The organism is Paenibacillus sp. FSL P2-0136 (assembly GCF_037975325.1).
Classification (GTDB): domain Bacteria; phylum Bacillota; class Bacilli; order Paenibacillales; family Paenibacillaceae; genus Paenibacillus_AQ; species Paenibacillus_AQ silagei.
The window spans coordinates 7184239-7210683 of sequence record NZ_CP150244.1 but is presented as its reverse complement, the minus strand read 5'-3'; the positions used below and the strand labels follow the sequence as shown (position 1 = coordinate 7210683).

General features: G+C 46.5%; 28 protein-coding genes and 2 pseudogenes. 22 read left to right on the top strand and 8 right to left on the bottom strand.

Annotated features, from left to right (window positions below; all coding sequences use genetic code 11):
• Positions 1 to 148 precede the first annotated feature (148 nt).
• From NYE26_RS30880 to NYE26_RS30855, 6 genes and pseudogenes are all read left to right on the top strand, one after another.
• Positions 149 to 694 (top strand): MarR family transcriptional regulator, encoded by a 546-nt coding sequence (locus NYE26_RS30880; RefSeq protein ID WP_339252566.1) that lies wholly within the window; start codon positions 149 to 151, stop codon positions 692 to 694.
• Positions 695 to 822: 128 nt separating this feature from the next.
• Complete coding sequence (locus NYE26_RS30875) at positions 823 to 1332, top strand: hypothetical protein (RefSeq protein WP_339252564.1); 510 nt, start codon at positions 823 to 825, stop codon at positions 1330 to 1332.
• Positions 1329 to 2195, top strand: coding sequence for an SDR family oxidoreductase (locus NYE26_RS30870; protein ID WP_339252562.1), 867 nt, complete (start codon positions 1329 to 1331; stop codon positions 2193 to 2195). The genes NYE26_RS30875 and NYE26_RS30870 overlap by 4 nt, the downstream gene beginning before the upstream one ends.
• 345 nt (positions 2196 to 2540) lie before the next feature.
• The gene (locus NYE26_RS30865; RefSeq protein ID WP_339252560.1) at positions 2541 to 2951 is read left to right on the top strand and encodes a hypothetical protein; all 411 of its coding nucleotides are present in this window, start codon (positions 2541 to 2543) and stop codon (positions 2949 to 2951) included.
• A gap of 205 nt (positions 2952 to 3156) precedes the next feature.
• Positions 3157 to 3861 (top strand): hypothetical protein, encoded by a 705-nt coding sequence (locus tag NYE26_RS30860; RefSeq protein WP_339252558.1) that lies wholly within the window; start codon positions 3157 to 3159, stop codon positions 3859 to 3861.
• A gap of 11 nt (positions 3862 to 3872) precedes the next feature.
• A pseudogene (locus tag NYE26_RS30855) lies at positions 3873 to 4130 on the top strand (CD3324 family protein); the annotation flags it as partial.
• A gap of 578 nt (positions 4131 to 4708) precedes the next feature.
• Here NYE26_RS30855 and NYE26_RS30850 read toward each other — a convergent pair.
• Entirely contained in the window at positions 4709 to 5551 is an 843-nt protein-coding gene (locus NYE26_RS30850) for a sialate O-acetylesterase (RefSeq protein ID WP_339252556.1), read from the bottom strand.
• 222 nt (positions 5552 to 5773) lie between these two features.
• Between NYE26_RS30850 and NYE26_RS30845 the strand changes: the two genes are divergently transcribed.
• The 7 genes from NYE26_RS30845 to NYE26_RS30815 all read left to right on the top strand — a co-directional run bounded on the left by NYE26_RS30845 (position 5774) and on the right by NYE26_RS30815 (position 14926).
• Positions 5774 to 6457 (top strand): response regulator transcription factor, encoded by a 684-nt coding sequence (locus NYE26_RS30845; protein WP_339252554.1) that lies wholly within the window; start codon positions 5774 to 5776, stop codon positions 6455 to 6457.
• The gene (locus tag NYE26_RS30840) at positions 6458 to 7459 is read left to right on the top strand and encodes a HAMP domain-containing sensor histidine kinase (RefSeq protein WP_339252552.1); all 1002 of its coding nucleotides are present in this window, start codon (positions 6458 to 6460) and stop codon (positions 7457 to 7459) included.
• A gap of 101 nt (positions 7460 to 7560) precedes the next feature.
• Entirely contained in the window at positions 7561 to 8499 is a 939-nt protein-coding gene (locus NYE26_RS30835) for a VanZ family protein (RefSeq protein ID WP_339252550.1), read from the top strand.
• Positions 8500 to 8523: 24 nt separating this feature from the next.
• On the top strand, positions 8524 to 9207 hold the full coding sequence (locus NYE26_RS30830) for an ABC transporter ATP-binding protein (RefSeq protein ID WP_036723022.1): 684 nt from the start codon (positions 8524 to 8526) through the stop codon (positions 9205 to 9207).
• Positions 9204 to 11795 (top strand): FtsX-like permease family protein, encoded by a 2592-nt coding sequence (locus tag NYE26_RS30825; RefSeq protein ID WP_339252548.1) that lies wholly within the window; start codon positions 9204 to 9206, stop codon positions 11793 to 11795. The genes NYE26_RS30830 and NYE26_RS30825 overlap by 4 nt, the downstream gene beginning before the upstream one ends.
• A 177-nt stretch (positions 11796 to 11972) precedes the next feature.
• Positions 11973 to 12515: an alpha/beta hydrolase gene (locus tag NYE26_RS30820; protein WP_339252546.1), complete on the top strand. Its 543-nt coding sequence runs from the start codon at positions 11973 to 11975 to the stop codon at positions 12513 to 12515.
• Positions 12516 to 12682: 167 nt separating this feature from the next.
• Positions 12683 to 14926, top strand: a complete 2244-nt coding sequence (locus NYE26_RS30815) for a U32 family peptidase (protein ID WP_339252544.1) — start codon at positions 12683 to 12685, stop codon at positions 14924 to 14926.
• 138 nt (positions 14927 to 15064) lie between these two features.
• On the opposite strand, the gene NYE26_RS30810 is transcribed toward NYE26_RS30815, so the two are convergent.
• Positions 15065 to 15478 (bottom strand): MerR family transcriptional regulator, encoded by a 414-nt coding sequence (locus NYE26_RS30810; protein ID WP_339252542.1) that lies wholly within the window; start codon positions 15476 to 15478, stop codon positions 15065 to 15067.
• A gap of 188 nt (positions 15479 to 15666) precedes the next feature.
• On the opposite strand from NYE26_RS30810, the gene NYE26_RS30805 reads away from it, so the two are divergent.
• Entirely contained in the window at positions 15667 to 16611 is a 945-nt protein-coding gene (locus NYE26_RS30805; protein WP_339252540.1) for an MBL fold metallo-hydrolase, read from the top strand.
• Positions 16612 to 16848: 237 nt separating this feature from the next.
• Here NYE26_RS30805 and NYE26_RS30800 read toward each other — a convergent pair whose 3' ends face one another.
• Complete coding sequence (locus tag NYE26_RS30800; protein WP_339252538.1) at positions 16849 to 17445, bottom strand: MBL fold metallo-hydrolase; 597 nt, start codon at positions 17443 to 17445, stop codon at positions 16849 to 16851.
• A 192-nt stretch (positions 17446 to 17637) separates the two neighbouring features.
• Here NYE26_RS30800 and NYE26_RS30795 point away from each other — a divergent pair, with 192 nt between their 5' ends.
• The 3 genes from NYE26_RS30795 to NYE26_RS30785 are packed head-to-tail and all read left to right on the top strand — an operon-like array spanning position 17638 to position 19529.
• A complete protein-coding gene (locus tag NYE26_RS30795) occupies positions 17638 to 18135 on the top strand; it encodes a DinB family protein (RefSeq protein ID WP_339252536.1) in 498 nt (165 codons plus the stop codon).
• Between the two features lie 44 nt (positions 18136 to 18179).
• The gene (locus NYE26_RS30790) at positions 18180 to 19175 is read left to right on the top strand and encodes a YafY family protein (protein ID WP_209869123.1); all 996 of its coding nucleotides are present in this window, start codon (positions 18180 to 18182) and stop codon (positions 19173 to 19175) included.
• A gap of 9 nt (positions 19176 to 19184) precedes the next feature.
• Positions 19185 to 19529 carry a putative quinol monooxygenase gene (locus NYE26_RS30785; RefSeq protein ID WP_339252533.1) on the top strand — a complete coding sequence of 115 codons (345 nt, stop codon included), beginning with the start codon at positions 19185 to 19187 and terminating at the stop codon, positions 19527 to 19529.
• 127 nt (positions 19530 to 19656) lie between these two features.
• Here NYE26_RS30785 and NYE26_RS30780 read toward each other — a convergent pair whose 3' ends face one another.
• Complete coding sequence (locus NYE26_RS30780; RefSeq protein ID WP_339257670.1) at positions 19657 to 20037, bottom strand: RidA family protein; 381 nt, start codon at positions 20035 to 20037, stop codon at positions 19657 to 19659.
• Here NYE26_RS30780 and NYE26_RS30775 point away from each other — a divergent pair.
• Positions 19970 to 20131 (top strand): annotated as a pseudogene (locus NYE26_RS30775) (helix-turn-helix domain-containing protein); the annotation flags it as partial. The gene NYE26_RS30780 and the pseudogene NYE26_RS30775 overlap by 68 nt on opposite strands.
• A gap of 141 nt (positions 20132 to 20272) precedes the next feature.
• On the opposite strand, the gene NYE26_RS30770 reads toward NYE26_RS30775, so the two are convergent.
• The 4 genes from NYE26_RS30770 to NYE26_RS30755 form a co-directional block, all read right to left on the bottom strand.
• Positions 20273 to 21052, bottom strand: coding sequence for an isocitrate lyase/phosphoenolpyruvate mutase family protein (locus NYE26_RS30770; protein WP_339252531.1), 780 nt, complete (start codon positions 21050 to 21052; stop codon positions 20273 to 20275).
• Complete coding sequence (locus tag NYE26_RS30765; protein ID WP_209869115.1) at positions 21036 to 22106, bottom strand: trifunctional transcriptional activator/DNA repair protein Ada/methylated-DNA--[protein]-cysteine S-methyltransferase; 1071 nt, start codon at positions 22104 to 22106, stop codon at positions 21036 to 21038. Before NYE26_RS30765 ends, NYE26_RS30770 begins: the two co-directional genes overlap by 17 nt.
• 85 nt (positions 22107 to 22191) lie before the next feature.
• Positions 22192 to 23010 carry an SDR family oxidoreductase gene (locus NYE26_RS30760; RefSeq protein WP_339252528.1) on the bottom strand — a complete coding sequence of 273 codons (819 nt, stop codon included), beginning with the start codon at positions 23008 to 23010 and terminating at the stop codon, positions 22192 to 22194.
• A gap of 11 nt (positions 23011 to 23021) precedes the next feature.
• Positions 23022 to 23561 carry a PadR family transcriptional regulator gene (locus tag NYE26_RS30755; protein ID WP_339252526.1) on the bottom strand — a complete coding sequence of 180 codons (540 nt, stop codon included), beginning with the start codon at positions 23559 to 23561 and terminating at the stop codon, positions 23022 to 23024.
• Between the two features lie 339 nt (positions 23562 to 23900).
• On the opposite strand from NYE26_RS30755, the gene NYE26_RS30750 reads away from it, so the two are divergent.
• The 4 genes from NYE26_RS30750 to csaA all read left to right on the top strand — a co-directional run bounded on the left by NYE26_RS30750 (position 23901) and on the right by csaA (position 26349).
• Positions 23901 to 24467, top strand: coding sequence for a TetR/AcrR family transcriptional regulator (locus NYE26_RS30750; RefSeq protein WP_339252524.1), 567 nt, complete (start codon positions 23901 to 23903; stop codon positions 24465 to 24467).
• Positions 24468 to 24709: 242 nt separating this feature from the next.
• Positions 24710 to 25561: an SDR family oxidoreductase gene (locus NYE26_RS30745; RefSeq protein WP_339252522.1), complete on the top strand. Its 852-nt coding sequence runs from the start codon at positions 24710 to 24712 to the stop codon at positions 25559 to 25561.
• 100 nt (positions 25562 to 25661) lie between these two features.
• Positions 25662 to 25985 carry a putative quinol monooxygenase gene (locus tag NYE26_RS30740; RefSeq protein WP_209869100.1) on the top strand — a complete coding sequence of 108 codons (324 nt, stop codon included), beginning with the start codon at positions 25662 to 25664 and terminating at the stop codon, positions 25983 to 25985.
• 31 nt (positions 25986 to 26016) lie between these two features.
• On the top strand, positions 26017 to 26349 hold the full coding sequence (csaA, locus tag NYE26_RS30735; protein WP_339252519.1) for a chaperone CsaA: 333 nt from the start codon (positions 26017 to 26019) through the stop codon (positions 26347 to 26349).
• Positions 26350 to 26445: the final 96 nt, after the last annotated feature.

Genomic DNA, 26445 nt, shown 5'->3' with positions numbered 1-26445 from the left:
ATATCCATTTTCTCGGGGTGTTGACAGTGATGCTGATGCGATCATTCCTGTCGGGATCAGTGGTCAAAAAGCGCATGAGCGGATCGCAGACGACATGAATTAAAGATAGCTGGTTGACACGAAAGTAATTAGGTACCATACTATATCTATGAACAACAATAGAAAAATAAATGACATGGAGGCTATTCCCTCCCTTGTACAATCTCAGCGTCAGATTGATCGCTATAACCTAGACATAGACGCACAGGCTATACTCGTCGCATCTAGGCTAATGGCAGCGGGAGCCCAGCTTGGTCAGGCCTCGGAGATTCATTTCTCCAGATTCGGCTTATCAACAGGTCGATATCGTGTATTGGCAGATCTCGAGGATTACGAAGGAGAAGAGCTGCCTTCGCAATTAGCAGAGCATCTAGGCGTTACACGTGCTACAGTGACTGGTCTGATCGACATTCTTGAACGAGATGGCCTAGTATCTAGGCGGTTAAGCTCAAAGGATGGCCGCCAGAGATCGGTTATTTTGACGGAAGAAGGAGCGAAGAAGCTACGTGAAATGGCTCCTGAGCATTTCGCTTGGCTGGAGGCCACGGTGGGCTTACTCAGTATAGACGAGCGCACCGTATTCCTCGACTTGCTAGGCCGGGTTACACAAGGCATCTCTGCACTTACGGACGAACCAGGCTCGAAACCAAAGTGAAACATCAGTATTGAGTAGAATGGGCTAGTCATGCTAGCCTATTTTTACTCCTATATAGTTAGGCTCCTAATTATATCTCGCTGAAAGCACTCAAATGGATTGATCTCGAAGAAAGAAGGGGCAACGAAATGAACCAGATGAAATACCCGAATCCAACAGATGATGCTTACGGTATCAAGACTGTGGGTTCCAGGAAAAAGCCCTTTGCACTATGGCGTGAAGTTGTAATGGCCTATGCTGCTCCTGCCATCATGGCAGGTATTGGGGGATTGGTTACTGCTGATAGGGGGCTTCAAATCGGAGCATTAACCACAATCGGCGGTGCATCGGCCTTGATGGCCTTGATAATTGGCCTTTTGTTGCGCAGCCGAGTGGGCCATATGCGATGGGTCACAGGTGCACCTCGCTTGGTTGTGGTAGGAGGGTTAGCAATAGCCGGGTCCTTGTTTGGCCTATGCGCGGCATGGGTGACATCTGGTGTACTAGAACTTATGATACCGGGCCATCACATGGCCTGGGTCGATCGCGCCTGGATCGATTTCCCGTTGTCTGGATTCATAGCCAGCACGATAGTGACATGGCGGTGGCGTCTTGCCGCCACAACCCATTTGACATCCAAAAGGAGAAGAAAAAAATGATAGTTATTATGGGAGCAACAGGTATGATAGGCAGTGCGCTGGTGGAACGTTTGGCTGATCTTGGCGTGCCCGCCAGGGCTCTGAGCAGAGAGCCAGAGAAGTTGCGTAAGCAGATCGGAGAAAAGGGGTCGTGGGCTATCGAGGTCGTATGGGCAGATGCTGCTGACCCCGAATCGCTGCGCTGCGCCTTTACAGGTGCCAGCCAGCTCTTCCTCGCTATGTCCAACAGTCCAAGACAAATCGAATTGGAAACTTCAATCATTCAGATTGCAGGCGAATCTGGAATCGAGCACATCGTGAAAATATCCAGCCCTGCCTTTGAGCAGAGCTCCCCAGTAGCAGTGGCGGGCTGGCATCAAGAAATTGAGAAAGTGCTAAGGGAATCAGGTCTTACCTCCACCGTGTTGCGCCCATATGCATTCATGCAAAATCTAATGCGCTTTGCACCAACGATTACAACTCAAAATGTTTTCTTCGGCTCCATGGGCAATTCTCCGTGTAACTTCATTGACTGCCGTGATATCGCAGATGTTGCCGCAGAAGCTCTAACTAACCCTGAGGTCTCAGGCCAAATATATACGCTTACGGGTGCAGAGCTTTTCAGCTATCCACAGATCGCGGAACGACTATCCGCCTTGCTCAATCGGCCAATAAGTTACATCAATATGGAACCCGAAGAACTACTCCGTAATCTTATTGAACACGGGAATATGCCTCCATGGCTTGCGAACCATGTTGTGGAGATTCAATCCATGTCCAGGGTGGTTCCAGAAAGTCCAAATGACACTGTGAGTCGCCTGCTCGGCAGAGAGCCGCGTAAGCTGGAAGCCTTTCTGCAGGAGTGTGTAAACAATTTCCGGTAGAGGTACCTTAGTTTAAGGAACATTCCGGTGAACCGTATCATAAGTAGGGGCAAGTTTTTCGGAAAATCCCGCAGCAGGCTTGGAACGGAGCCTTGAAGGACATGGGTTGAGGCGGGGTCACGCGTAGCAGCGAAGATGGAGCAAACGGACTTTTGCGAGCTTTTTGGAATTACAAAATAATGGAGGATTTTAAATAAAGTACTTTTACGGAGTATTATCTTTTTTGGGTTCATATACACTTGGAGAAAAACATTCTAAAATAACATCAAAGGTGGGAACGGAAACATGGTTAAACGAATCCGTTTAAAATGTTCGGTATTTCTTTAACGTCAGGAGGTGAATATAATGGACAGCCAATTAGTTGATCCCTACGAGTTACAGTTACGCAAAGCGCTTGACAAAGTACTCCCGGATGCCTATGAAAGTCTAAAAACCCTCGACCAGATGCCAATTGAAATTGGAATGAAAGTGCTTGGGGTTCTTGTTAATTATGCTTGCGAGAGTCAGAACATAACTGTAATTACTTTAGCAAGAGATGCTATTAAGAAAATACCACTCAAGTGGTTGACACAATACTATCCTGAAGTTGTTAATAGAAGTATTGATTGGGCGGACGAATGGCAATACATTAGATTACTAGAAGTGACACGAGAGGTAGCTCCAGAATTATTAAAAGTATTTATTGATCGAGGATTATTCTCAGAAAATGATGAAATTCATGAAACAGCAGAGTATTTTAGGAGCAAGCAGAACTGAAGCTGAATGCATAATTGCAAAGGCTGCCGATTTACTTCGGTGGCCTTCAGTACATATTATAAGTAGGGGCAAGTTTTTTAACCTGTGTAAAGTCGCTTTAAGCCATTGATTGCCTATTCCCTAAATCTATCCAATGCTATGATTTTACATATCAGATGCGCACCTGATGGCAGTGAGTTGTGAATCAAGTTAAGGAGATGAGAAGATGAGTAAAGATGATTTTTTGCGGTCCATGCTATCCGATAAGGTCAATATGACCCCAAATGGGTTCGTGGCCGATCAATTAAGCCCCGAACAATTCAAGGATTGTCACGAGCTGATATTTGACAGTCTATTTGAAATTCATACGTCTGACATATCGGGAATAGGGGGCTACGGACGGTTCAACGAGGATGGCACACCTGAATATGAGAGTTGCAGAGATTTTCTGATCGACACGTTTGCTGAGCACAAAGAAGGGTATTGGTATAATTGGAGGGACATGTTCGGAACGACGGTTTTGCAACGGGATTTCTTTGAACAGTACTACAAAGAGATGGAGGCGCGAATTCCTTATTGCGAGGGCAGACGTTATTTAGTAAATAACTTTACGTTTTTCATCAACATGATTACGGATGGGAAAACCACGGTGGGGTTTCCCGACTGGAGCTACTCTGGCATTGGAGACTGCCTGATCGATTTTGCAATCATGGACTTAAACAAGCCTTATCTGCGAATACCGGAGCTTCTCATGGAGTACTGCAAGAATCGGAAAATCATCATTCCCGACTTCAAGGAAAGGTTCTTATGTATGGCGTATTATAAAGGGATAGATGGATTGCGCTGGCACGCATCGATCGACGATACAGAATCGTGTACAAGTATGATGAAATCTATCAGCGAACTAAAAGATCGAATTTACGCTTTGTAGACGGTGATAACATGAAATATGAGAATGGCAGTGACATCCTTCCAGAGGAACTATTGAGAGAAGTTCAAAAGTACGCCTCAGGTAAACTTATTTACATCCCCGCTGGAGAGGAAAAGAAAGCTTGGGGTGCAGCCTCCGGTTACCGGGAGCAGTTGCAGAGAAGAAATCGTATGATTCGCAACAAGTACGCCCATGGACGTACCGTGTCGGAGCTTGCTGACGAATACTTCTTATCTTTGGATTCAATTAAAAAAATCCTTTACTCGAAGAAACAGACTGACTACGCAGCATATGCCCCGACTATTGAGTCAGCTGTGGAATATGCGAATGGCGGGATACTTGAAGAGTGGATGTACTGCTATTGGCAGCTTTCTAAAAACGCATCTGTCCATACAGAAAATGCCGTTGTAGACCAAATCTATTTTGGGGTCGTAAAGTTTCCATTGCGTCTTATTCAAAGGGATGAATTCGATATCAGTAACTCCCATGTGAATGTAACCGAAGATCATTCCGCTCTACCGCCTCTTATCATTGAGTATCATCAAGGGAAGTTTTACTGTACCGAACAGAAGGAGATATTGGCTGGACTAATCCAACGCAAGGTTAATTCGTACCCGACCATTATCGTGTTGCGGGAGGTTACCGATTATAAGAGGTTTACGAATCATTTTGGAACTGTATTATTTTTTGTCAAATAAAGCATGAAATGGGTCATCCCGCCAAGGACTGAAGGAATTACTATAAAGAATCATTATGAATCAAGCCTATCTATTCATAGTATAAACAACAGTGGCGGCCTTCCAGGCCGCCCTTTGTTTTCGCCGATAGACCCTTTAAGCGAAAGGGATCAGGGCTGCATAACCTTCACCATCTGCGCCTCGAATTCGGCGTAAGTAATTTTACCCAAAGCCAAATCCATGCTATGAAGGTAGATCTGTTCTGTTTTCGAATAGTCGCGCTCCACTTTCAGCGATTGCTCCTCTCCCCGGAGGGGCTCCAAGACATGACACTTGTTCGAAAAAGCTTCGAAATAGCGGTAGCCGAATTTGCGCTGCGATACCGCGTTTATATGAATTCCATCAGGATTCGCGGTTAACTCTGCCGCTGTTACAAAATAACAATTTGGCTGTTCGTTAGCGAAGCGCTGCAATTGTTCATTGATCTGTCTATACTCTGTTGCTTGCTGTCCAAAACCAGTCTTCCCAAGGAAATCACCAAGTCCGCCAATGATCAACGGCACCTCATCAAGCTTCAATTCGTTTCTTAGGGTCTCGATGATCAGGGTTAATTTCTCGTAATAAGTTTCATGCAGCGAATGATAACTGTCGCTCTCACCCTGGTGCCAAAGAATTCCGGAGATTTGACTGGACCGCAAGGCGAAGCGGGCTTCGGACAAAGCATGCTGAAAAAGGATGCCCTCCGGATGCCAATCATTCAAAGAACTGCCGCCTTCTGCACAAGGAATCAAACCAATTTCTTCATTAGGATTGGCGTTCGACCAGGCATCGGCGAAAGACGCCGCCAGGCTTACACCGGAGACCGGACGGTCATAATTAATCGGCTCTGTCATCATCTGCCACTGTCCATTCCGCAGCATTTTGATTTTTTCATTATATATAGGGTCGACTTCATGCAAGAATCCACGGCCTGCCATATTAGATTGACCTAACATTAAAAATGATTTTATCATTTAATCCTCATTCCTTTACCTAACTATTATAGACTAATTGGATCATTGCTGTGGAATTAAGGAAATCTATTTTGAGAATGTGGTTAGAAGAAATCAGAATGATTATAATGAGCAAGAAGGGCAGCTGCTAATCGGAGGATATGGCGGCATTTATCACTATAAAGAAACGAATCCGTGGAATTCATTAAATGTTCTAAAATCAATCATAAGGATGACCTTCAGATGAAAATATTATTAGTTGAAGATGATAAGACGATCGCGTCGGGACTGGAATATTCACTGCAGCAAGAGGGTTATTGGACTGTTCTCTGCCATAATGCCGCTTCAGCCCGAAAGATGCTCGCCGAAGACATCGATCAGTTCACTTTGTGCCTGTTCGATTTACAGCTTCCAGACGGAACTGGCTATGAATTATGCAAGATGGTGAAGGAACGGCGGGATATTCCGGTCATTTTCTTAACGGTGATTGATGATGAGGTCAATGTCGTGATGGGGCTCGATATGGGAGCCGATGATTACATTACCAAACCATTTCGGGTTCGCGAGCTTCTCTCCAGGATCAAATCCGTCTTGCGGAGATACCAGAAGCTGTCCCACGCCGGAGCGGTCATCGACATTGACAATGTGCGCATCCATACACTGGAAGGCAAAGTATATAAAAACGGTGCCGAAATTTCGCTAACCGCCCTGGAATACCGCTTATTGCTGATCTTTGGCAACCATGTTGGACAGGTCCTCACCAGGAATCAGCTCTTGGAGCAAATCTGGGACGTGGCGGGCGACTTCGTGAATGACAACACGTTAACGGTCTATATCAAAAGGCTAAGGGAAAAGCTGGAGGATAATCCGGAGCAGCCGGCTCTGATCAAAACGGTACGCGGTTTAGGCTATAAGGTTGGTGATTAGATGCTGCGCAATCGGGAAAATCTATTGTTATTGCTCGTCATGGGCTCAATCAGCTTATCGGCGATCGTCATTGCTGCTTTCATTTCGTCTGCCGCCGCAGCCCTGGTTATTATTGTATCCGTGCTGCTTACCGGCACCGCTGTATTATTCACAAAACGGAGATATTACGAGCTAGAGAAGCTGTCCGTCTATTTGCGGGAGATTAGCAGCGGCCAGGCCTCCCTTGACCCTCGCGATAATCAAGAAGGGGAGCTTAGCATCTTAAAGAATGATATTTACAAGGTGACACGCATGCTCTCCGAGCATCGTTCGTTATTGCAGCAGGATAAGCTTCAACTGACCGATGCCATCTCCGATATTTCACATCAACTCAAAACACCGATCACCTCTATGACAGTCATGGCAGATCTGTTAAGTGCCCCTGATCTGCCTCCACTCAAAAGAACGGAGTTCACCCATCATATCCGCATTCAGCTTGAACGGATCGATTGGCTGGTTTCATCCTTATTAAAGCTAGCGAAAATGGATGCGGGAACGATCCCGTTCAAAAAAGATCGAATACACATGAAAACCCTAATCCAAAAGGCACTGGAGCCGGTTATGATTCCGATGGATATTAAGGGCCAGACCGTCTCCATCACAGGGGATGACAACGTCTCTTTTGACGGCGATTTCCATTGGACTGCTGAAGCGGTTATCAATATTTTGAAGAATGGAGTGGAGCATACCCCTGAGGGCGGTGCGATTACCATCACATTTTCCGACAACATGCTATTTACGGAAATCGTTATTGCTGACAACGGAGTGGGCATACCGAAAGAGGATTTGCCTTATATATTCAAACGTTTTTATAAAGGAAAGAATGCTAATGAAGGAAGCATCGGTATAGGGCTTGCGATGGCTCACAGCATCATTGCAAGCCAGAACGGCGTGATTGATGTAACGAGCGACAGCGGGACCGGTACAGAGTTTCGGATCAAATTTTATAAGCATGTCATTTAACAGCACTCCGTAAGTGACTGAATTGTCACCTCCATCGTCACTGTAAAGTCATTTTGGACAGGTAAAATGATATTCATCAGATGAACGATGGAGGTACAACCATGCAAATGAAGCAGCAGCGCAAGATTACTTTTTTTATCACGATAGGTTACACCCTGATTATTCTTTATTTTATGCTTTTTGCTTTCGGCAGAGCGGATACGGTAGATCAAACCAGTCAGTACACCTTTATTTTTTTGCCGGACGGTTTTTTTAGGGTGCCGGGTCTTTCCGATCTTCTACATCCGACACTGATGGACTTGGTAGGTATTGGAAACTTTGCAGCCTTCATACCTTTTGGCATACTGTTTCCGCTGTTATACCGCACCAGCTTTGTTCGCTTCATGGCAGGGTTTATCCTGTCCATTCTTGTGCTGGAGACCATCCAGGCCCTAACATTCCTCGGCAGCTTTGACATGAACGACGTCATAACGAACTCAGTGGGCGCTGCTATTGGATTCGGGGGCTACAAGATTGGCTTCCGTACAAAAAACTACTGGAGAAATATCACTGCTACGGGAATTGCCAGTGCTGTCTTAATGCTCGGCGTGTGGGGGGTCTTCGGAGTAGTTGATCAAGTGTTCACCAAAGAGTTGGCCCCTTTTGTAGCGATAAACGAATGGAAAGATAGTACTGGAAATCGATTAACGGGAACCAAACAGGACCGTCTTAAGATTGGCGGTAAAGACGTGACACCTAAGTATAATGTGTATGGCACCGAAGGTAACAAGAAGGAAACATATACGTATTCGCTAGACAATAAGGGAGAACTGTATCTTAGCTTGAATTATGGAATTCCTGATCATAAGGATGTTCAGGGCAGCCTAAAGGTTACCGTTGACGGGCAGGAGCTCCTGTCTGTATCTGCAGAAGATCAGTCCCATGAGCCGGATAATAGGATCCTTCATCTCACCGGGGCTAATGAGCTTAAGATAACCATTGAGGGGAATGAAACCCTGTGGGATGTTGGATATAGAGAGATGGTGTATACCTGGAATTGAGCATCTGGGGAAGGAGGGATGGGAATGGAGATATTAACCATTGAAAATTTGTCCAAAATATACGGCACAGGCGAATCGGCGGTAAAGGCGCTTGATGATGTTTCCTTTTCGGTCCAAAAAGGTGAATTCGTCGCAATTATCGGACCTTCCGGATCGGGGAAATCGACACTCCTTCATATGCTGGGCGGTGTGGATCGACCGACTGGCGGGAAAGTGTATGTTCAGGATACGGATATGTATACCTTGGACGAAACACAGCTGGCCATCTTCAGACGCAGGCAAATCGGGCTGATCTACCAGTTTTTCAATCTGATTCCCGTCCTGACGGTGGAAGAGAATATTACGCTGCCGCTCTTGCTGGATCAACAAAAGGTAGATCAAAAGCAATTGGCTGATCTTGTGAATACGCTGAATTTGCAGCATCGGTTAAACCATCTGCCGAATCAGCTATCCGGTGGACAGCAGCAGCGTGTCTCGATTGGCAGGGCGATCATCGGCAATCCTGCGATCATGCTGGCCGACGAACCCACCGGGAATCTGGACAGCAGGAATAGCAGCGAGATCATCGTTTTATTGAAAATGCTGAATAAGACGTATCATCAGACACTGATCGTAATCACGCATGACGAACGGATTGCCCTGCAAGCCGACCGAATCATTTCGATTGAAGATGGGAGGATTGCCAAAAACGAGGTGATCAGGCGATGAATATTGTCAACACATTAACCATCCGGCATCTGAAGCAGAACAAGAGACGAACACTTGTGACTATTTTTGGCGTAATTATTTCGGTATCCATGATGACCGCTGTCATTACGCTTATTTTTTCCTTTGCAGATTTAATGATCAGACAAACGATCTCAGATACAGGGGAGTGGCATATTCAGTATCAGGATATAACCAAGAAACAGCTTGCAGCGATACAGGGCGATGATGCAACCAAAACGGTTGCCATCACAAGAGACCTTGGGTATGCCCCATTAGAAGGGGGACAAAATTCCAATAAGCCGTACTTGTTCATTAAGGAATATGATAAGCAAGGGTTCACACAATTTCAGATTGAAATAAGCAAGGGACGTCTTCCGCACACGGACAAGGAGATTGTGATCTCCGAGTCTGTTGCAACAAATGGCAAAGTGAAGTACGAAATCGGTGACCGTCTAACGCTTCGCGTCGGCGACCGATTCGAACAAGGGGGCGATCATCCCCTGGATCAGACGGCACCGCTGCGCAGGAAAGACGGCACATTGACCGAGACATTACAACATAGCGTAATTAAGGATTATACGGTGGTAGGTTTCATTAAACGTCCGGTGTCGGAAACGGCTTGGGCCCCGGCTTATACGATCATTAGCTATGTCGATGATCAAATCATCGGGGGAGAGGATCGGGTCGATGCGTCGGTGGTCTTGAAGCAGGTCAATCCGTTCTTGTTCGCACATGCGGAGAAGCTGGCTGAGACAAACCAAATTCACACTGTCCAATATAATAACGATTTGCTTCATTATTATGGCTTGTCCAGCAGCGGAGCCTCATCCAGCATGATGTTCTCATTATCGGCAATCCTTATGGGGACCATTATCATTGGCTCGGTTGGACTCATCTATAACGCCTTTGCGATATCCGTCTCGGAACGTTCCCGCTATTTAGGGATGCTCGCGAGCGTGGGGGCGACGAAAAGGCAGAAGCGAAATTCCGTATTCTTTGAAGGGATCATCATTGGTTTGATCAGCATTCCTATTGGCATCTTATGCGGTCTTGCCGGCATCGGAATCACCTTCTCGTTCATGAACACAATGATTGAAGGGGCATTATGGACCAGTGAAAAGCTGAGGCTGATCGTCACGCCGTTATTGCTCTTGATGACTTGTCTTGTTTCGATGCTGACGATTTTCGTTTCGGCGTATCTCCCGGCGGTTAAAGCCTCCAGGGTATCTCCCATGGACGCGATTCGCCAAACCACTGACGTAAAGCTTACGGGCAAAGCAGTGAAGACGTCGAAGATCATTCGTAAGCTCTTCGGAATCGAAGCCGAAATCGGGCTGAAAAACTTAAAAAGGAACAAACGAAGACATCATGTTATTCTTTTTTCGCTTGTCATCAGCATCGTTTTGTTTTTGACGATATCGTTTTTCACGGCTGGCCTGACACAATCTCTGGCATTGTCGCTGCAAGGCATCGATTACGATATTGAAGTGTCGCCCAGTAATGGCGAAAGACTAGATGAGCGGTTGATGCAATCGCTTGTATCTCTGGATGGCGTCACGGAATACAACGTGAGTCATGAAATAGTCAGGAACGCTTGGGTCGATGCAGCAAGCATCGCCGACGAATTGCAGGAGAAGGTTAAGCAGGATAGGAGTATGCTGCAAGACGGGAAATACCCTTACGAAATTAAGCTCTATGCACTGAATGATTCGAGCCTGCAAGCCTATGCCAGAGCGGCTCACGCAGATTACGAACAGCTTACGGATCTGGATCATCCCGCCGCAATCGTGATGGATACGATTCATTACAAAGATATAGATACGGGGAAATATATTCAGACGAAGTCCATATATGCGAATATCGGACAACCTATCGAGCTAACGAGTTTTTTTAAAGCGAGCGGGGAAGAAGCGAAGACAAATCAAGTGATAATTGCCGCATTGACGGATAAGGCACCGATGGGGATGAGCCCGTTAGGCGTAGGCGGGTTAAATATGATCGTGTCGGAACGCGTCATGAAGCGGCTGGCAGACGGCGAGGAGCTGGCTAACGCTCCGATGTACCTCCATTTGAAGAGCACGGAACCGGTGAAAACGCAGCAGGAAATTGAAGCGATGAACGAGACCCATCTGAATGTCTACAATGCATATCAATTCAGAATAAGAGAAGAACAACAGATTCTGCTGATGAACGTCTTTTCTTACGGATTTATCGTATTAATCTCTGTGATTTCCGTTGCGAACATCTTTAATACGATCTCAACAGGGCTGGCTCTTCGCAAACGGGAATTTGCGATGCTGAAATCCGTAGGCGCGACGCCAAAGGGGTTTGCCAAAATGCTGAACTATGAGAGTGTTTATTATGGGGTCAAGTCGCTCTTGTATGGGCTTCCTGTCAGTTTCGCCGTGATGGTTCTGATCTATAGAGCCTTTGCGAACAAATTCAGCTATGGGTTCACCCTGCCCTGGATGAGCATTCTGTCTGTCATTGTGTGTGTATTTGTCATTGTCAGCTCTGCGGTTGTTTATTCCGGAGCTAAAATAAAAAAGGAGAATATTATTGATGCATTAAAGCAAGAGAATATATGATTTACTTGGGATACAGCAACCATCTTTAAAATACCCTGCAATGCTTGCCTAAGTTTGCAGGACTATGCGTGAGGACAATGATCGTTATCATCGCGTTGGTGATGTTACTTGTTGTATATCTATACAACCGTTATAGCTACAAGAAAAGGGAGCTCCGGTTCCCCCCGGCGGGGAAGTTTGTCAGGGTCAATGGCCTTCCAGTTCATTATCTGGATGAAGGTGAAGGGAGGCCGATTGTTTTCTTGCATGGGGGTGGAGAAGCCGGTTCTGGTCGGCCATTCCTGGAGCGCACTATTGGTGTTGATGTATGCGTCCTTATATCCCAATCAAGTGGCAGGGGTGGTCACGGTGGCGGGCGGGATGTATAAGGAAGGGTATCCGGCTGAAAAGGGAGATCCCCTCTCCCGGTTGGTGATGATGCCTGTTGTGGGACATGGGATGATGAACATTTTGTTCCCCTTGGTGGGCAAAATCATGGTGCGGAGCATAATGAAGGCTACCTTTGCGCCGGAGCCCGTTCCGGCGGATTACGAGGACGAGGTCTATGCCTTATGTAGCTTTAAGCTTAACCGCGGACTACCTCATGCTGAGCTTAAGGTACTGCCCACAGCGGCGCATATGATTCCGCACCATCAGCCAGAAGAGGTAATGAAGGCCGTAGATACACTCATGGAGAAGTTGAAAAAAGCGAAGCTTACTGAGATTTATCCTACACCGTAACTATTGTAGAGAGCGATCATATGGCCATCCCGATTCCGCTCCATATATCCGTAACAAGCTGCAAACCATTGGCTTGTGCTTTTTGCCGCAGCTTAAGTGCAGTTCTTATTCTATGATCAATGGTGCTAAGTTTAAGCAGTTATTGAAGCAGGAGGTAAGGATCATTTATGACTGAATTATTAGCGCCGGCAGGGAATATGGAAGCTTTGAAGGCTGCGATATCTAATGGTTGTGATGCAGTATACTTAGGCATGCAAAAATTTGGTGCACGCGCCTACTCCTCTAATTTTGATGTAGAATCGTTACAAGAGGCTGTGACGTATGCGCATCTGAGGGACATTAAAATCTATGTTACGATGAATACCATCGTGTACGAAAACGAAGTTGAAGAGATGAAACAGCAGATCCGCAAATTAAATGAAATCGGTGTGGATGGCATTATCGTGCAGGACCTGACGGCTTTCAATTATATCGTTAACAACTTTCATGATATGGAAGCGCATTGTTCCACTCAGATGGGAATCGACGATGTAGACGGAACTTTATTATTTAAAGAGCTTGGTGCGAAAAGAGTGGTTCTGTCCCGTGAGGTTGAGATTGAAAAAGTCAAAGAGATCAAAAGGGTGGCTGACATTCCTTTAGAAATTTTCGTGCACGGTGCTTTATGTGTATCTTATTCGGGAAACTGTCTGATGTCAGGATTAACCGGGTACCGGTGCGCAAATCGCGGAAGATGTGTGGGTTCATGCCGTAAGGCTTACGAGCTCATCGATAAGACAACAGGCACCTCTTTAGGGACAAGCTATATTTTATCGACTAAGGACTTGAACACGATCGATTATACCCATGATTTACAAGAAATTGATTCTCTGAAAATAGAAGGCCGGATGAAAGTGCCTACGTATGTGGCTAATGTGGTATCCAAATACCGCATGGCCTTAGATCATAAAATCACCGCAGAAGATAAAGAACATCTGAAAAAAACCTTCAATAGAACCTTTACCAAAGGCTATTTGTTTCACGAAGACCGGAGAAATATTACAAACATCTCAAGACCTAATAACTTTGGTTATGAGATTGGAACCATCAGCAAGATGATTAAAGATACCTATGAAATAACACTTACCCGCCCTTTGAATCAGAACGATACCATCCGAATCAGTCACAACAATGAAGATGTTAATCTAATGGTTGCCAAGCTGTACGATAAAGCTGGCGAATTAATCAACAAAGCGGATGATGTCTGCTATATCAAAATCAAAGAAAAGATGTCTGTGGGAGATGTAGTCTATAAAACGAAGGATTATTTCTATAACAAAGAATTAGAAGCCTCACTGGAAAAAGAATTTAAGCGGTTCAACCTGGATATTAGAGTATATGCATATCCAGGTTCAAAGCTTGTCATAGAGGCGGAGGGCTTAGGCTGTAATTATTCCTATGAAAGCGAGGAAACACTAGGCGAAGCCATTAATAATCCAACAACCAAAGACCAGGTCATCAAGCAATTCTCCAGATTAAATGATACGATATTCGAGCTTAATCAGGTCGATTATGAGGAATGCAATGCGTTTATTCCAGCTAAACTGTTAAACGCCGCAAGAAGAGATATTGTACTGGGCTTATATGATTTGAAGCTTAACAGCCAGCAGAGAAGAACCAAGACTGCGAACGCAAAAGAGAAAATAAGCTTTGCCCCTGTAACGCCGTACCTTACGGCCACTGTAACGAATCAGGAACAGTATGATGCCTGCGTGAGCTGTGGAATTCAGGAGATCTATTTTGAGAATGTGGTTAGACGAAATCAGAATGATTATGAGGAAAAAGAAGGGCAGCTGCTGATCGGCGGATATGGCGGAATTTATCACTATAGAGATACCAATCCGTTTGTTACGGACTATTCTCTAAATGTTATTAATGCGACTAGCTGCTATGAATTATATAAATTAGGTGCCAAGCGGGTCACTTTATCGTATGAACTGAATAAGAGCCAAATTGAAGATTTAATGAATGCCTATGTTGAAGAAAATGACGGCTATCCCGCGCTGGAAATGATCGTATATGGCAAGACCCCTTTGATGTTCACCAAATATTGTCCGATGAGAAAGATGAATCAATGCAGAGTCTGCAGAACGAAGAGCTATGAGTTAAAAGATGAGCAAGGAACGTTCCCGATCCTGTCCCATGAGGATTGCACAGCGACTCTTCTTAACGGGAAGACGCTTAATCTGTTAGATGAGCTGCCGAACATCCAAGGAATCGAGGCGCTGAGATTAAACTTCACCGTTGAATCTAAAGAGCAGGTTGTGGACGTCATTCATATGGCCGCAGGCAAATTAAACGGCTCCATGAATCATGCTGTCTTTAATCAGGAAACAGACACAAGAGGGCATTATAATAAAGAGATTGTGTAGGTAGGTTGAAAGAAGGTCATTCGAAGAAAAGCTCGCAGTTGCTTACATTTACAGCATATCGACGATAGGAGCAGGGCAGTCCCACTCCGGTCGGAACGATGCGTAAACGGGCTTCTGCGGGTTTATTTGTACTGGCGATTATCTAGTATTTACTATGTCTTCTTTCGTAAGTTTCTGGTATAGGGTGAGTTTCTCTTCGGCTAGAGAAATCATGTAATCAATTTCTTGTCGCTTGGATTCCAGTTCCATCAGATGCTGCTCAAGGATTTCAATCCGCTTTTTTAAAGTAGGACTATAAGTAGAAGGTTTCTCCCCTTGTTGAATTTTATCCATGACACAGCCCTCACGAGTAAATTCCGTAATCTCCTCAAGCGATAAGCCCAATTTTTTTAGTTTATTTAGACATTGAATGTAGGAAACCTCGCTTTCTTGGTAGACACGTGCCCCTCCATTGTTACGCATGGGTTCATGTAGTACGCCGATTTTTTCATAATAACGAATGGTATACGGAGTTAGTCCTGTTTGTTCTGACACTTGACTGATGGTGAGCATCGGATTTCTGTTCCTCCTTTTTGAAAGCTGATATTGAAAGATATTATACAGCCTTTAGTTAGCTCAAAGCCAATGTGTACCTTCGCCCCAACCTTATACTGAATAAACTCTTGACTTCCAGTTGACTCTAACTTGTAAGTTAACGTTACTCATTCGAATGCAGGAACAAACACTAAAGGGGTGTAACAATGAACAACGAATATTTCACGATTCAGCAAGCATCGGAGGGTATCTGGGGGGCTATTTCGGTTCCCGGCAGCGGCTCTCTGGGGAATGCAGCCATTATTGATCTTGGGGATTTAACCGTGGTAGTGGATACAACCAACCTGCCGCACTCTGCTGCTTTGTTACGTCATACTGCCGAACAATTAACGAACAAACCGGTCAAATATGTAGTGAATACACATTTCCATGGAGATCATGTCAACGGCAATCAGGAATTTATGAGCAGCGAATTGATATCTACCGTGTGGACAAGAGATTTGCTTGCTGATATGGGTGAAGTGAATATTGATGTCATGCAACAAAATATTCGCAGGTTAATAACTAGTCTAGATCACATGCGTTCACAGGAAAGAGATCCTCATATGCTCACTGGAATCGGCTATGATCTTTCCGTGCAGCGTGCGCTGTATGATACGGTCCCTTCCCTGCGCAGGGTGATCCCCAAGATAACCTTTGATGATAAACTCGTGATTCGGGGAACAAAGCGAACCATCGAAGTGTTGTCTTATGGAGGCGGTCATTCTTTAAGTGATGCTGTGGTGTACGTTCCAGAGGAGCGGACTTTGATTACAGGTGATTTGGTATCGACTAAGACCATTCCGGTCATCCCCTACGGTAATCCGTACGCCTGGATACGCATCCTTAAACGCATGCAGCAAGATCTCAAGATCGACACTGTCGTTCCGGGACATGGAGATATATCTAATTCAGATCGTATCACAGATGTCATACACTTTTTGGAGAAAATGATCGCTTATGTTGCTGGAGCTGTAACAAGCGGGCAATCAGAGTCTTACTGGCTGGAGCAAGGTGTATTAAAAGGGTATGAGGATTGGCATCTGCCCCAGTATTTCAGATGGAACTTTCGCTGGCTCTTTAACAGTATGCTTGTTCAAAACAACAGATGAGACAGCCGGCAATCTTACAATAAGATTCTACCAAGTTGTAGAACATCAGGTTTGGTCCTGATCAACAAGGTTATTCTCTATTTATATAGTATATAAATGAATGAACACAGGGAGGATACTAGGATGAAGATGCCAAGCGACAGCGAACTGACATTAACATACAAGCGTTCTGGCTGAATCCAATGAAGGAAGCGGGAAATATCAATTTGCTTGGTCAAGGACAAGGAATCAATTTCGTCATTGTAATGCTTGTTGAACTCGCTGATCACCCGAAGTCGATTCCAGAGAATCCTTACCTCTTCTGATGACGTTGTCCATCCAGCTGATATTCTCGGTGAGACGCTCTCTGGAGGCTTCCTTGTGCATAATAATGCAAGCATCTTCAAACACTTTGTTTCCCCAGGCATGATCACTGTTATAGTGCGAGTTCACCACATATGCGGGAGAGCCGCCGTTGCTTACTTCCTTATAAGCCTCCCGCATTTCCCGTGCATGGAACAAATCGAAAAACGTGTCATACACCAGCCCTTCACCCTTGTTGATGAACCCGGCATTAGCCCAACTGATACCGCGATACGGCGAAATACCGGCAAAGACGCCAGCTGCGACTTCAAAAAATTTGACGCTGGGTTTTTGGATGATCCGCCAGTGAAGCTGCACTCCCTGCTGGTTGAATATTTTGAACGCCTGCAGAAGAAAAAAGTGATCGCTAGACAGGATGAGCGCCTTACCGCTATGTCTTTTCTCTCGATGTGTTACGGATTTCAGATGAGCGAGCTGATTCACCGGCAATATCAGTCCCATCTCATCACTGAGGAAGAGTTCTACAAGCACAGTGTCTCATTGTTTGTTAAAGGAATATTGTCTCAGTCATAAGCTTTGTGAGTACCATTTACTAAGGTTTCATGCTGTATATCAGTTACTTCAAAAAAATTTCAGGGTGAGTCAAAAACACTGACCGTAACTGTCAGTGTTTTTTTTGTATGCTTGTCGAGTGTTAGTCAATAATGGAATGGAGGAACAAAAATGTTTACGAAAATTGAAGACTTTACTGCGGAATGGACTAGCGAGGCGGAATTAACCGCTTCCGTACTGGATGCACTTACGGATGATTCTCTTGGACAGGAGGTTATCGAAGGCCGACGAACGCTGGGACAAATCTCCTGGCATCTGGTTCGATCGCTGCACTACATGACATCTTTGGGGCTCGCGTTCGAAGCTCCCTCCAGAGGCGAAGAAGCTCCGGATTCTGCTGCATTTATAGCTTCGGAGTATCGGCGGATCAGCAATAATCTGCTGAACGCGGTTCGAACGCAGTGGAATGACGAATCCTTGCGCGAGTCGGTCATGATTGAGAAGGAAGCCTGGCTGAACGGAAGCTCCCTTCGTTATACAATTATGCACCAAGTGCATCATCGCGGACAGATGACCGTTCTCATGCGCCAGGCCGGACTTCGAACGCCTAATGTTTACGGTCCGACTTACGATACTTGGGTCGAGAAAGGGATAGCGCCTCTGATCTAAGTTCCTTTACAATGAAATAAATGGTCTAGGGAGTGAAGAACGGTTTGTCAAAAGCGGATAATATGCTGTCCATACTATGGTTGCTTCGTTCGGGAAAGCGGGTGACGGCGCAGCAGCTTGCGGACGATTTGGAGATTCATGTTCGCACTGTATACCGGTGCATTGATTCATTGTGCGCGAGCGGAGCCCCTATTATTGCCGATGCCGGTCCGAACGGCGGTTACCGGCTTCTCGGTGAATTCGTTGATTCTCCGCTGCTCTTCGATTCCGAAGAGCAGAAGGCGCTCGTACATGCATCCGTCTTCGCACGGGAAGCGGGCTATCCGTTCACGGATGCGCTTTCCCGAGCGGTCGATAAGCTGAAGCGATACACGAATGAAGAGCAGCTTGAGCGGATTAATAGACATAGCAGCGGGCTTGCCGTCATCCAAACACCCACGGACGCGAGAGAAATTGAATTGCTCAGAGGGTTAGAGGAGGCCATAGCCCGGGGAGAGTCGCTGAACATGGACTATGCCAAAGGACCGGAGCTTACTCCAAGCCATCGAGTCCTCGACCCCTACGGCATCGTGCATTGGAAGGGACTATGGTACGTTGCAGGGTTTTGCCGGTTGCGGCAAGAGATCCGAAGCTTCCGGGTGGATCGCATTATCCGTTTGGAGGCGGCGGATACCCGCTTCGAACGTCCAGCTGCCTTTTCCGCGAGGGATTTCCTCTTGCATTCTTTACTTCCGGATTCGCTCGAAGCTGAGACGCTAGTCACCGTAAGGCTTCAGGGACACGAACATGCGCTTAACGAGCTATGCAAGCATTGGCTGTTCGGTCATGCGCTGATCGAACGCAGGCGGCCCGGCGAAGCTCTTTTTAAGCTGGGGGAACTGTCGCTAAAAACATATGTTCCGTACTTTCTTCTTCCGTATGGGAAGTCACTCAAGATACTTGAGCCGCAAATACTAATTGATCGAATGGCTGAGGTCAGCCTCGAAATGTTTAAACACTACGAAGCGATGCAAATAAAATCAGAGGATCAGAAGGGATGAAGAGTGGGTATGAGCAAATTTGCGATGTACGGAAAATTGACGGCCAGCCCCGGGAAACGGGATGAACTCGTTCTAATATTGCTGGAAGCTTCGCGTAGCTTGAAGGATATGGCGGGCTGTGAGCTCTATATTATCAATGAATCCGTAGATGATCCCGATACGATCTGGGTCACGGAGCTGTGGAGCGATGGAGAGGCTCATGCCGGCTCTCTCAAGAACGAAGAAGTGCTGGCCGTTATTCAACGCGCACGTCCTTTAATCGCAGGCGCAGAACAGGTTAGACTCCGTCCCGTTGGCGGGAAGGGGTTAGACGTATCGATGTTCAGGAATAACCAAACAGGCACAGCCAGTTAGTCCTAGTATTTGATAGGACCCGGGCGGGAGTGTGTTTCCTATTTCAGAAATAGCTCTAAGGCTTATCCTGAATCCACCAAGCGAAGCCATATTTGCGATCAAAGGTTAGGAGGTCCCCTCTTTTTTCTTAACCTACATGCGCCACAGCCCGAACCTCTACCCACTGTTCTGGAAATGCCAGGTAAGTCACCCCGATCATGCTCCCCGCGGGCCGATGCTCTCCGACATACTTTTTGAACAGTTCGATCGCGGTTTCCCCGTGCTCCTGCGCATTCGTCAGATACAGCTCCACGTAAGCCAGATTATCCTTTGTCGCTCCGAACTCTTGTAGCACGGTATCCAAATTCTTCAGCGTCTGCGTCATCTGTGCCTGAATATCGCCTGCTCCGACGAAGTTGCCCTCCGCATCATGGGAGAACTGTCCCGAGATATACAGCGTGTTGTCGACAAGGTACCTTAAGGAATTGGAGGCTGATGGGCTGGTGAAGCGCGTGGAGTATCCGCAGATTCCGCCCAAAGTGGAGTATTCGCTGACACCGAAAGGGCAGACCCTGCTACCTGTGTTGGAGCAGCTGTGCGAGTGGGGAGTACAGAATCGGTGAGGTTCCTACATTCACATTAGCGCCAAAATCATACCCATGGGCACGGGCTACCAGCTAGGGCTGGGGATTTCATAGACAACATAGGAGTTCCAATTTATAAAGTGTATGGAAAGGGTACCAGATTAATTAGTCCTGCCTCATTCACAATTCCTGTAATGCTAGGGCTCTTACAGCAGCTTGTTTTAATGCACCCATCAAGATCAAATACGGATGTGGGCCGTAGCTGATGCGAGCGACGCCTAATAATGCCAGCTTCTGGAGTGGGGGTGAGTCCGAGGAAATCATAACATTAACAGGGATTGAAGACTGCTGGCATAATTTCTCGATCAGCCTCTCGTTACACAAACCCGGCACAAAAATTCCGTGAGCTCCGGCCTCTGTATAGGCATGTACCCTTTGAAGGACAGCATCCAAGTGAGCCTCGTCATGCTCATCTGTTGGTGTCTCTAAGAAGACATCAGTTCGAGCATTAATAAAAAGGGGAATCGAAGTATGCTCAGCGGCTTCCCGCACAGCTGCGATACGCAAGGCTTGCTCATCTATGGCGTATAATCCCGGCTCATGGATCTTTTGATCTTCAAGATTGACTCCTACGGCTCCACACCCGATGATCTTTAGCACATTGTTCTTGATCATTTCGGGAGAAGATCCATAACCGCCTTCTATATCAATTGTAATGGGCAGATCTACGCTATTGCTTATCCGCTGAAGATTGGATAGAACGAGGTCGAAAGGAAGCTTCTCTCCATCCTCGTATCCATGTGCAGCAGCTACAGACCAGCTGCCGGTGGCAATGACTTGGCCCCCTGCTCCTTGAATAATTTGCGCGCTTCCTGCGTCCCAGGCATTGACAAGGACTAGCGGATTGCCGCTTCTGTGCAGATCGTGTAACTTCTGTGCCTGTTCAAGTTGATTTTTCATTTTTTTGACCCCCGATTTTCTCATGATTTAGCAGCCATTCTTTGCGTGCGACTCCGCCGCCATACCCGCCCAGTTCACCACTGACGTTAATTACACGATGACAGGGAATGACGATCGCCAGTTGATTGGCCCCATTCGCTTGTGCTACCGCACGATATGCGGTGGGCTTGCCAAGCGCCAGTGCGATATCAGCGTAAGAGCGGGTTTCGCCCGGTGGAATCTTCATTAACTGTTCCCACACGCTCTTCTGAAATGGAGATCCCATTAGATGGAGAGGCGTCTTAAATTCGGTTAACGTTCCTTCAAAAAACTGACTCAGTTCATTCTCAATTGACTGAATAGGGGTGGTCTCCCCAGGTATAATTGCCGCTTGTAGTCTTGTCCTTAACCGTTCGACCTCGCGTTCTAAACCCCGGCGATCTACGAATTCCAGGAGATATAGCTCATTGTCGTCCGCTATTGCCATCATAGGGCCGAGTTGCGTGTCCAGCCACGATGCTCTAAGAATAAGGCTATCATCTAACCGCGTAGGCGTTGCGCCCATAATGCGGGAGAAGGCGTCCCGGAATCCGCTGCTGGAATCATAGCCAGAAGCTAATTGTGTATCAATTAGCTTTCCCCCCGATCGGATGCTCTTCAAAGCCAATCCCATTCGACGGGACCTGGCATATTCAACGAATGTCATGCCAAAGCGCTTTTTAAATTGACGGCGGGCGGTCGATTCATCAATGGATAGTGCCTTGAAGTCTTGTCCCTTCCACCGCTTCTCCGGGTTTTGCTCAACGGCCTCGACAAGTAGCCGGACGATATCGGAGACTTGATTCGGATGGGACAAGGGCCGACAGCGCTGGCATGGGCGGAAGGAAGCTAGAAGTGCCTGCTGTGCTGTCTCGTAGAACTCGCAGTTATCGTACTTTGGTTTCCTGGCTGGACAAGTAGGCCGGCAAAATACGCCGGTGGAGGTGACCCCCACATAGAAGACGCCTTCATAGTCAGATTTTTTCTCGATAAGGGCTTTATAATACTCTAATTTGCGTTCCTCATTTTGAATCATGATTACACCTGCATGTTTTAGGATGAGTATAGTATACCTCTTGCTAACCACGTCCATAGCCGAAAATCAGGCACTTATTCTCTTTTCAAGAAAAATGCTGGGCGATATTAGTTAAATACTCTTCTTCATCCGTATTTTCTTTCATCTGAATGAGCATCTTTGCATCATCTCCGACGATGTACCGGAATTGACTTGTGCCGTCTGTGGCCGCTTGGTATATGGTTTCGGCAACCATTTCTGGAGGCGAGGCGTAGGCCGGTTGTTTTTCCATATCACCCAATTTAGCCCGAAACGCAGCAGTAAATAGCTTGTAGTCTGTTAACGCATCATCAAAAAAGAATTCCATCGATCTTCCACCAAAGTCCGTATGAATAGCACCGGGTTCAATCAACTTTACTTTGATATTTTGTGATGCTAATTCATAAGATACGGACTCAGAAAAACCCTCCACTGCAAACTTGGACGAATGATACAGAGACATCGTAGGAAAGGTAACTTTCCCACCCATAGAAGAGATGTTGATCAGCATCCCTTTTTGATTAGACCGGAAATGTGGCAGCATGGCTTTAGTCATACGGATCAGACCGAAAACATTCACTTCAAACTGTCTTCTAATCTGCTCCTCCGTAGCGGCTTCTATTAGACCCATTGTTCCATATCCGGCATTATTGAGAAGAACATCAATAGTACCGAACCGCTCAATCGCTTCCGCTAACGCAGTTTGAATAGTAGTTTCTTTTTCAACATCAAGCTTTAGCACTAACACATTATCCAGTGTAATAAACTCAGTTTCTTGTTCAGGTGAACGCATCGTGGCTACTACGTTCCATCCTCTTTCAGCAAAATGCTTTGCTGTAGCTCTCCCAATGCCTGATGAAGCACCCGTGATAAAAATTGTGTTCATATCCATTCCTCCTATAAATTCTGCTCTTGCACTAACTTCTCCAGGCTTACCAATCCCTCAGCAATGGTTGTAAGTTTAGCCTTGTATTCTTCTATCCCAATTTGGATGCAGATGATCTGTGCTGGATGCATTTCATCTTTATATAGCGAATATTGCTCAAGTAATTGATCTAATTTTGTATGAGAGTCCTCTTGAGCTTGCTTCAACCAAGCAATCACTTTGTCATATCCAACGAATTCACCAAAATAAAGCCTCATCATAAAATCGGATTTCCTGATGCTGTCTGCTTCTAGCGGGCCTAGTAAATAGGCGTTAAAACATTCTCTGCCTTTAGGCGTTATAGTTAGAAGATTCTTATTAGGCTTACCGTCCTGGAGCACATTTTCCTTAGTGATTAACCCCTCCTTTTCCATTCGGGCAAGAGTGGGATAGATCGTTCCATAACTGGAACTATAGAAATTAGAGAATACATTTTCTAATGACTGTTTTATTTGGTACCCAGTCGACGCTTCTTTCATAAGTATGCCTAAAATAACATCCTGACTGTTCAAAATTTGGCCTCCTTATAGGTTGGGGAAATTTGTATATCACAACCACAATATATCATCTTGATATATATCAAGTCAATATATATTCATTAGATATATAACGTTTTATTGGGCGAATACAACCTCCGCGCTTAATAAGCATTCAACCGAAAAGATTTTAACCGCCAATTCTCACTTGCGGATGCACTTGTACATGTGTTGGAATCCATCCCCAACTCCCGCATTATATTAATAACGGACAAGATGGGGGCAATGATAGGTTGGGCGCATTATCGCTATCTCAGCGGGAGCGGATAAGCGTTCATCATGGACATACGAGTATAGCGCTGCTATAATAGGCGTATGAACACATATGACAAAATATTGGCGGCTGCTCTTAAGGTACTTGAGGAGGAGGGCGGAGCCCAATTTTCGACGCGGGCCGTAACTGCGATCGCGCAGGTTACGGCTCCTACACTCTACCACCATTTCGGCAGTGCCGATGGACTCCTGAGTGCAGCTATAGTGGAAGCATTCAAACAGTTATTTGAAAGTAAGATTACCGCAGTGGAGTCCACCATTTCAGAGATGGCTCTTCGTCAAGGATGGGATGACTATGTCCGCTTCGCGGCTGCCCGTCCCCGGATTTATGCGGCGATGATGGGGCGGTTGCTCGAGGGCGCCCATATCGAGGCGGCAGATCAATCGCACCAAGCCCTAGTGCAAAATGTTCAGAGAGTTGCCGCCGAGGGCAAACTGGCTGTGTCCGCTCAAGCAGCCGCAGATCTGGTCTGGGCTTCCGCCAATACGGCCGCTTGGCTGTATGTGACGGCCCAGTTTCGTAAGTCACCCCCGCCCCAACCCGACGTTATTGATCTTATTCGGGAAAGCGTAATGCAGATCATTTTGACAGAGCCTGGAGATATATAAGAAAGATCGCCTATCCAACCTGGACCTTCAGGAGGAGGGCGATCTTTTTTATGTTTTGCCAGGGTACTTCGTGTGCGCCGAGTGCATCATGCAATGCCCGCCAAACCAATGTCCAGGCCGAAGGATAACACTTCGAAAAAATATATAGCACCGCTATAGACAACTTTGTATAGCGGCGCTATAATATACGTATAGCGGTGCTATACAGCGAACCATATCTTATCAAACTCAGGAGGGGTACGATGTCACTTAATACTCAAGAACTGGTCGTCGTCACAGGTACGTCCAGCGGCATCGGGAGGGCTACCGCAGAGCAGCTCGCCACTGAAGGATTTCACGTATTGGCGGGTGTTCGCCGTCAGGAAGACGCCGACAAAATCAAACGCAATAATATCGAGCCGGTGATCGTCGATGTTACCAATGTCGGCACACTTAAGACGCTGGCCGAACGGGTGGAGCAAGATCCGTTTGGCCGCCCTTTGCGGGCAGTAGTTAACAATGCCGGTATCGCTGTTAATGCGCCTCTCGAGATGGTCCCGCTTGATGAATTGCGCCGTCAGATTGAAGTCAGCGTGATCGGACAGGTCGCAGTTATTCAGGCGCTCACCCCGGCCTTATTGAACAGCGGCGGACGCGTGGTCAATATCGGCTCCGTTGGCGGCAAGGTCTCCATGCCTGGATTCGGAATATACTCGGCTGCGAAGTATGCGATGGAAGCGATCAATGACAGCCTTCGCAGGGAGATGTCCTCGTTTGGAATCAAGGTTATCATGATCACTCCGGGGGGGGTCAGCACTGGCCTGTCGGAGCAAGGAATTACAACAGCGGAGCGGTTGGCCAGGTTGATGACCCCGGACCAGCACCGGCGCCATGATCGTCTGTTTGACGCCGTGAAGGCTCAGGCTGAAACATGGGCAAAGGACGGTATTCGCCCTGAGAAGGTAGCAGCAGTGATTTCACGCGCAATCCACGCAAGAAAGCCACGCACCCGCTATACGGCTGGCCGTGATTCGGCACTGCTGACCCGGCTGGTCCGTATTCTCCCGGACAAAGTCCTCGACCGGATGCTCCGCAGCCAGATGAAGCTGCAGTAACGGGCGTTTCACGAAGATACTGTTATCATTATGGACTCCATTACACAGTATCCGAATTCGATAACAAAAGCTTTGGGTGAATAAATTAGGAGGAATTAGCATGAACGATACAAAGAACCGTTACGTTACTGTACTCTGGGAGGCGAGAGCTAAGGCAGGAAGAGAAGCCGAGATGAAGGCATTTATGACTGCTGCTGTCACCCCGTCGCGCAACGACCCGGGTAACATTGACTACGAGGCTTATGAGGTAGAAGGCCAGCCGGGCACATTCATCATCTACGAGCGCTGGGAGAACCGGGATGCCCTCGACCGGCACCTGAGCGCCCCCCGGATGCAGGAACTGGTGCCCCAGCTCTTGGACATGATGGAGGGATCCATTGAGGAAGGGATTCGGCTCCTGCAGCCATTCCGTCCAGCGCAGTAAAACAAAAAAATTTAGTAGAGGAGGCAAAACGTTGGCAACGATCGATGATTTTGCAGCACTGGATATTCGTGACGGAACGATTAAGGAAGCGGAGTTTTTTGAAGAAGCAAAGATCCCGGCGATCAAGCTTAAGATTGATTTTGGACCGGAAATCGGGATGAAATCCTCAAGTGCACAAATAACTAAGCGTTACAAGGCTGAGGAGATTGTAGGAAAGCAAATTATAGGAATCGTCAATTTCCCTCCCCGGCGCATTGCGGGATTCAAATCAGAAGTATTAGTGTTGGGAGGAGTCCCGGAAAAAGGAGATGTTATTCTATTAAAGCCGGATATTGAAATACCTAATGGTACTTCTATTGCGTGAAAATAAGACTCTAAGAGCGACTCAGCCTTAAAATGTTGATCCCTAAAAAGTTATAGTATACTTGCTTATATGAATAACTGAAGAAAGGGCAGAGGA

What these genes read in the sequence shown, in the direction of transcription:
- NYE26_RS30865 (WP_339252560.1), top strand. Translation starts at nt 2,541, where the DNA reads ATGGACAGCCAATTAGTTGATCCCTACGAGTTACAGTTACGCAAAGCG.
- NYE26_RS30850 (WP_339252556.1), bottom strand. Translation starts at nt 5,551, where the DNA reads ATGATAAAATCATTTTTAATGTTAGGTCAATCTAATATGGCAGGCCGT.
- NYE26_RS30840 (WP_339252552.1), top strand. Translation starts at nt 6,458, where the DNA reads ATGCTGCGCAATCGGGAAAATCTATTGTTATTGCTCGTCATGGGCTCA.
- NYE26_RS30825 (WP_339252548.1), top strand. Translation starts at nt 9,204, where the DNA reads ATGAATATTGTCAACACATTAACCATCCGGCATCTGAAGCAGAACAAG.
- NYE26_RS30745 (WP_339252522.1), top strand. Translation starts at nt 24,710, where the DNA reads ATGTCACTTAATACTCAAGAACTGGTCGTCGTCACAGGTACGTCCAGC.
- NYE26_RS30830 (WP_036723022.1), top strand. Translation starts at nt 8,524, where the DNA reads ATGGAGATATTAACCATTGAAAATTTGTCCAAAATATACGGCACAGGC.
- NYE26_RS30880 (WP_339252566.1), top strand. Translation starts at nt 149, where the DNA reads ATGAACAACAATAGAAAAATAAATGACATGGAGGCTATTCCCTCCCTT.
- NYE26_RS30760 (WP_339252528.1), bottom strand. Translation starts at nt 23,010, where the DNA reads ATGAACACAATTTTTATCACGGGTGCTTCATCAGGCATTGGGAGAGCT.
- NYE26_RS30765 (WP_209869115.1), bottom strand. Translation starts at nt 22,106, where the DNA reads ATGATTCAAAATGAGGAACGCAAATTAGAGTATTATAAAGCCCTTATC.
- NYE26_RS30845 (WP_339252554.1), top strand. Translation starts at nt 5,774, where the DNA reads ATGAAAATATTATTAGTTGAAGATGATAAGACGATCGCGTCGGGACTG.
- NYE26_RS30795 (WP_339252536.1), top strand. Translation starts at nt 17,638, where the DNA reads ATGTTTACGAAAATTGAAGACTTTACTGCGGAATGGACTAGCGAGGCG.
- NYE26_RS30815 (WP_339252544.1), top strand. Translation starts at nt 12,683, where the DNA reads ATGACTGAATTATTAGCGCCGGCAGGGAATATGGAAGCTTTGAAGGCT.
- NYE26_RS30785 (WP_339252533.1), top strand. Translation starts at nt 19,185, where the DNA reads ATGAGCAAATTTGCGATGTACGGAAAATTGACGGCCAGCCCCGGGAAA.
- NYE26_RS30805 (WP_339252540.1), top strand. Translation starts at nt 15,667, where the DNA reads ATGAACAACGAATATTTCACGATTCAGCAAGCATCGGAGGGTATCTGG.
- NYE26_RS30835 (WP_339252550.1), top strand. Translation starts at nt 7,561, where the DNA reads ATGCAAATGAAGCAGCAGCGCAAGATTACTTTTTTTATCACGATAGGT.
- NYE26_RS30740 (WP_209869100.1), top strand. Translation starts at nt 25,662, where the DNA reads ATGAACGATACAAAGAACCGTTACGTTACTGTACTCTGGGAGGCGAGA.
- NYE26_RS30810 (WP_339252542.1), bottom strand. Translation starts at nt 15,478, where the DNA reads ATGCTCACCATCAGTCAAGTGTCAGAACAAACAGGACTAACTCCGTAT.
- NYE26_RS30860 (WP_339252558.1), top strand. Translation starts at nt 3,157, where the DNA reads ATGAGTAAAGATGATTTTTTGCGGTCCATGCTATCCGATAAGGTCAAT.
- NYE26_RS30770 (WP_339252531.1), bottom strand. Translation starts at nt 21,052, where the DNA reads ATGAAAAATCAACTTGAACAGGCACAGAAGTTACACGATCTGCACAGA.
- NYE26_RS30875 (WP_339252564.1), top strand. Translation starts at nt 823, where the DNA reads ATGAACCAGATGAAATACCCGAATCCAACAGATGATGCTTACGGTATC.
- NYE26_RS30750 (WP_339252524.1), top strand. Translation starts at nt 23,901, where the DNA reads ATGAACACATATGACAAAATATTGGCGGCTGCTCTTAAGGTACTTGAG.
- NYE26_RS30870 (WP_339252562.1), top strand. Translation starts at nt 1,329, where the DNA reads ATGATAGTTATTATGGGAGCAACAGGTATGATAGGCAGTGCGCTGGTG.